Raw genomic sequence first — 4803 nt, forward strand, 5'->3', positions numbered from 1 at the left:
CGACGGCCATCGACAGTGCCGTCGTCCAGGTGGACTCGTCCGACAGTAGATAGAGGACCGCATGGGAGATCTCGGCCGGGTCCATCGCATCTTCGGGGTGGAAGTTGGCGTAGGTGGCGAGAAGCGCCTCGTTGCCTGCTGCGATCTCACCGAAATACGGTGCGATGTGCCGGGACATCTCGGTGTCGACCGGTCCCGGATGCACTGTGTTGACACGGATTCGGTGCTTGCCGAGCTCGGCAGCGAAGGTCTTGCCCATCCCGGTCACGCCGAACTTGGACGCGGTGTAGGGCAGGTTGAACGGGCCGCCCTTGAGCCCGTTGCCGGAGGAGATGAGGACGATCGACCCGCCGCTGTCGGCGTCTACCAAGACCGGCGCGGTCGCCATCACGGTGTTCCACACCCCGACGAGGTTGATATCGATGACGTCTCGGAACTCCTGCTCGGTGAATTTGTCCCAGGCCTTGAATATTTCGATGCCTGCGTTGGCGACGACACCGTCGAGGCGGCCCAATTCGCTCACACCGGAGTTCACGACCTCTTTCAGTCGCGCGAGGTCGCGGACGTCGGCCTGCTCGGCGATGATCCGCCTGCCGTGCGCCTCGACGAGCTTTACGGTCTCCTGGAGGTCTTCCGGGGTGGCACCGCCGTACTGGACCACCGTGGGGATCGACTCGCAGATGTCGACTGCGATGATGTCGGCGCCCTCTTCCGCGAGGCGGACCGCGTGCGCGCGGCCCTGACCCCGGGCCGCGCCGGTGATGACGACGACCTTGCCGTCCATACGTCCCGCCACTGCAAAAGCTCCATTCTCGAATAGAAACCAGGGCCGCGTTTGCGGGCCTCCACTGGTCGTAGTGCTCGGCCTCGGGCCGCCGCTCGGAACGACCAAGTATCGGGAGTAAGCCACCCCGGCGGATGAGGTCGTCCGTTCATGTGACAACCAATATGCTGACATATATCGTCCAAATTTGGAAGAGTGGGCGCGCTGGTTATCGAATTGCGCGTCCTTCTCACGCACCGACGTTGGTATATGCCGATTTACATGATTCGACAACGATATTGCGATGAATCGTCGCGCAGCGCCGACCGCCGTTTGCGCTTGGGGCACTTCACCGACCGAGCGGGCCCGCTCCCAAATGCCTGTGTCACCCGATCGTTCGTTTCCACCGGCCGCGGCAGGCGCGATGGCCAATGAGGTGGAAGCCGCGATCCTCTGGGATTGCCAGGACCGCACCAACGTGTAGCCCATTGATGCCGATGTCGTCCACCTTTGATCTGTAACGTCCCTACTGCTCACCCGCCGGTTCGGCTGCGCATCGCTGAGGGAGGCGGTGGGACCTTATGCCTCGGAGTCGCTGTTGTTCCTGTAGTAAGAAGCAGCCTCCCTGAACGCAGTAGGCGGAATCCCTCGCCACCGTTTGAAGGCGATCGTGAAGCTGGCTGCGTCTTTGTAGCCCAGCATGCGGGATATTCGCGACACAGAGTGATCCGTATTCGAAAGTAGGTCGGAGGCGAGGTCACACAGGGTGTCGTCCCGTAGCTGGGCGAAGTCGTGACCAGTGAGTTCGAGCCTGCGTTGCAGGGTGCGTGGGGAGACTCGCAGTATTGCGGCTACATTCGCCAGTTTGCGGTTGAGCTCGGGCGCGGCCTTGATGGCTTTGGCGACGGTGTCGGGCCAGTCCCCGGTCGCCCTAAACGAGTCGAGAATTTGGGTATCCGCTTTGACCCACGCGGCGTGCTGGAAGGCGTTACCGAAGGGCAGTTCCTGTGTCGATATCGCGGGCTCCCACCACAGCCGCAGCGTCTCGGAGCCGCAGTCGATCTTGCAGGAGACGTACGTCAAAACCTCGGGTGAGACTTCCGCTAGAGGGAATTCGATATGAGTGAAGGGGAATGGGCCCCCGTAGAGCCACTCGAACGATCGGCTGGTGATATAGAGGTCGCGGTAGACGCTGAACGGGATCAACTCTTCCGGGGCGTCGGGGTAGGTGTACTCGATCCCCGTTACTGTGCCGTCCGGTGTGCGCAGTGGCGCGATCTCGAGGAGCCCAGGGGCATAGTCTACAGCGTTGACAACCTCCACCCACGCCGTAATGGTCGGCGCAGTAGCGAGGGCCATTCCGCGCGCGCCAACGGTGGCCGTGGTGTAGGCGCGCGCGGCTCGCAGCCATAGATCGACACGATCCTTTGTTAAAGCGACGAACTGAAGTTGGAAGGCCAGTTCCTTTTTTGCAGGGATAGTGCTTCCCGGGCGGTTCACCGCGGCGGGATCGATTTCGGCAACCGCGAGTGCAGTTCGCCAGTCGAGATTCGCTTCCTCGAGTAGTCGGCAGAGAACGTGGACACTGAAGTTCGCTACACGCAGATTCTGGTACGAGTTCAATTTCACCGCTGCGTCCTTTCACCGCGGACGCAGCGCGATGGTCCAGCGTGTTCATGAACTCTTCGAGGCCGCAGCGTCCACCGACGTCGGCCAGAAGCAGGACGGACAAGAGGTCTCGGTGAGGCCGACGAGGATGCCTTGCCTCCGCATGGTGCGTTCACAAGGCTGCCGGGAGGCGCGGTCCTAGGACGCATCTCTCTCCTCTTCGTTGAGATTACGAGGCTCCCGAGCGCCGCGGCGTCTAGCGTACGAGCGGTATTGGAGTCCGTCATCAGCTTTGCATCCTGAGCCTTGCACCAAGCGCCATCGCGCGGCAAGAGGACGTATCTGACGCCTTTTCCGGTCTTGTTGGCGTCGAATGCCGTGTCGGTACGGTGTCGACCGCTCCTAATCTGAACCGTAGCGAATGTGAGCAAAGACACCGACTTACTGCGTCTACGCCGGCATCGCGATCGGCTACCTCCGGTAGGCGAACGACGTGGCTAGCAACGCATTGAGCGAGGAGCAAACAGGCGGACTCGCTGACATTCAGCCCCCTACCGCGACTGCGTACTTCGCGTAATCCAACCGACACAGGCGCTCTTCGGGACCCGAGACCATAAGAATCTGGAGAAACTCAATGACATCGACGTCGAATAGCCGACTTGTCATCGAGCAGTACTCGCCCCCGGGCGGCACCGCCGGCCGATCGGTCAGGGTGCGAAACGAGAGTATGGAGCATAGGACGTGACAAGGTTCGACGAGATCGAGCGTGCGGTCGCCGACATCGCCGCCGGCAAACCCGTGGTGGTAGTCGACGACGACGATCGTGAGAACGAGGGCGATCTGGTATTCGCCGCCGAGAAGGCAACGCCCGAACTCGTGGCGTTCATGGTTCGTTACACATCCGGATACCTATGCGTACCACTGTCCGGCGACGACTGCGACCGCCTCGGTCTGCCACCGATGTGCGCTATCAACCAGGACAAGCACGGTACCGCGTACACGGTGACGGTCGACGCCCGTGAGGGCCTCGGAACCGGTATCTCTGCATCCGACCGAGCCGCGACCATACGACTGCTCGCCGACCCCACCGCCGGTGCCGGCGACTTCACCCGGCCCGGCCACGTGGTGCCGCTGCGCGCGAAAGACGGAGGCGTGCTGCGCCGCCCCGGTCACACGGAAGCTGCCGTCGACCTTGCCCGCATAGCAGACCTCCGTCCGGTGGGCGCCATCTGCGAGATCGTAAGCCAGAAGAACGAGGGCGCGATGGCTCAGACCGACGAGCTGCGGGTATTCGCCGACGACCACGGCCTCGCACTGATCTCGATTGCCGACCTCGTTGCGTGGCGTCGTAAGCACGAGAAACATGTGGTTCGTGTCGCCGAGGCGCGCATACCGACCGCCCACGGCGCATTCCGAGCCGTCGGTTACCAGAGCATCTATGACGAGATCGAGCACGTCGCGCTCGTGTGCGGAGACATCGCCGAACCAGACGGCGACAGCCACGACGTCCTAGTCCGCGTGCATTCGGAATGCCTCACCGGCGACGTGTTCGGATCGCTCCGCTGTGACTGCGGTCCCCAACTCGACGCCGCTCTCGAAATGATCGCGCGGGAGGGTCGCGGTGTCGTTCTCTACATGCGGGGCCACGAAGGTCGTGGAATCGGTCTCCTGCACAAGCTGAAGGCCTACGAACTGCAGGACGCAGGATCCGATACCGTTGACGCCAACCTCCAACTCGGTTTGCCCGCGGACTCGCGCGACTACGGCGTGGGAGCGCAGATTCTCGACGACCTGGGGATCTCCACCGTGCGTTTGTTGACGAACAACCCCGCAAAACGTTTTGGGCTCGACAAATACGGACTGCATATCACTGAGCGTGTGCCGATGCCGCTACGTGCCAATGGCGAGAACGTCGCGTATCTGCGGACAAAACGCGACCGTATGGGCCACGATCTCATCGGCCTCGACGACCATGAACCCGAACTACGGGATAACGAAGCGTTCACCGCTCTCCGATAGCCGATTGAACCGCTGACTTGCCGAGCCGATAGGGCAAAGTAGGTTCAACTGTTGAGCAATACCGATCAGGTCTTCTATTAATCCAATTCGTACGGACCCTGTAGGACTTTCCAGATGGAATCGTCACTGGAAACGGGCAAATTATGGGGGTGCCAGCTTCCAGATGGAATTTAACCGACGCATGAACCCATTCAAATTTGCATATCGCAACGAAACTTCCGATCGAAAAATCATACGCAACTACTTGAGTCTGGACAATTGTAGTCAGTATCGCGGCCAACCCTCCCTGGCCCGAGTGGAAGATGTTGATGCAGACGTCCGGAGCAGGGATGACGGCGTGACGCTCGGTCATCGTGAACATCTGTCAGGAGAGTCAGTGAGCTTCAAACGAGGGCAGACGGCCGAGGCGTACC

4 protein-coding genes are annotated in these 4803 nt (G+C 61.3%); 2 read left to right on the forward strand and 2 right to left on the reverse strand.

Annotation, left to right across the window (positions count from 1 at the left end; translation table 11 throughout):
- Positions 1 to 796, reverse strand: a 796-nt coding sequence (locus tag AZG88_RS24075) for a mycofactocin-coupled SDR family oxidoreductase (RefSeq protein WP_061699452.1), incomplete at its 3' end; no start/stop codon positions are given.
- 546 nt (positions 797 to 1342) lie between these two features.
- Positions 1343 to 2392, reverse strand: a complete 1050-nt coding sequence (locus AZG88_RS24080) for an AraC family transcriptional regulator (RefSeq protein WP_061699450.1) — start codon at positions 2390 to 2392, stop codon at positions 1343 to 1345.
- Between the two features lie 720 nt (positions 2393 to 3112).
- On the opposite strand from AZG88_RS24080, the gene AZG88_RS24085 reads away from it, so the two are divergent.
- Both AZG88_RS24085 and AZG88_RS54050 read left to right on the forward strand, forming a co-directional pair.
- Complete coding sequence (locus AZG88_RS24085; protein ID WP_061699451.1) at positions 3113 to 4390, forward strand: bifunctional 3,4-dihydroxy-2-butanone-4-phosphate synthase/GTP cyclohydrolase II; 1278 nt, start codon at positions 3113 to 3115, stop codon at positions 4388 to 4390.
- Positions 4391 to 4571: 181 nt separating this feature from the next.
- A partial coding sequence (locus AZG88_RS54050; RefSeq protein ID WP_231914166.1) for a hypothetical protein occupies positions 4572 to 4803 on the forward strand: 232 nt, incomplete at its 3' end.

This window comes from Rhodococcus sp. LB1 (assembly GCF_001583455.1).
GTDB classification, from domain to species: Bacteria; Actinomycetota; Actinomycetes; order Mycobacteriales; family Mycobacteriaceae; genus Rhodococcus_F; species Rhodococcus_F opacus.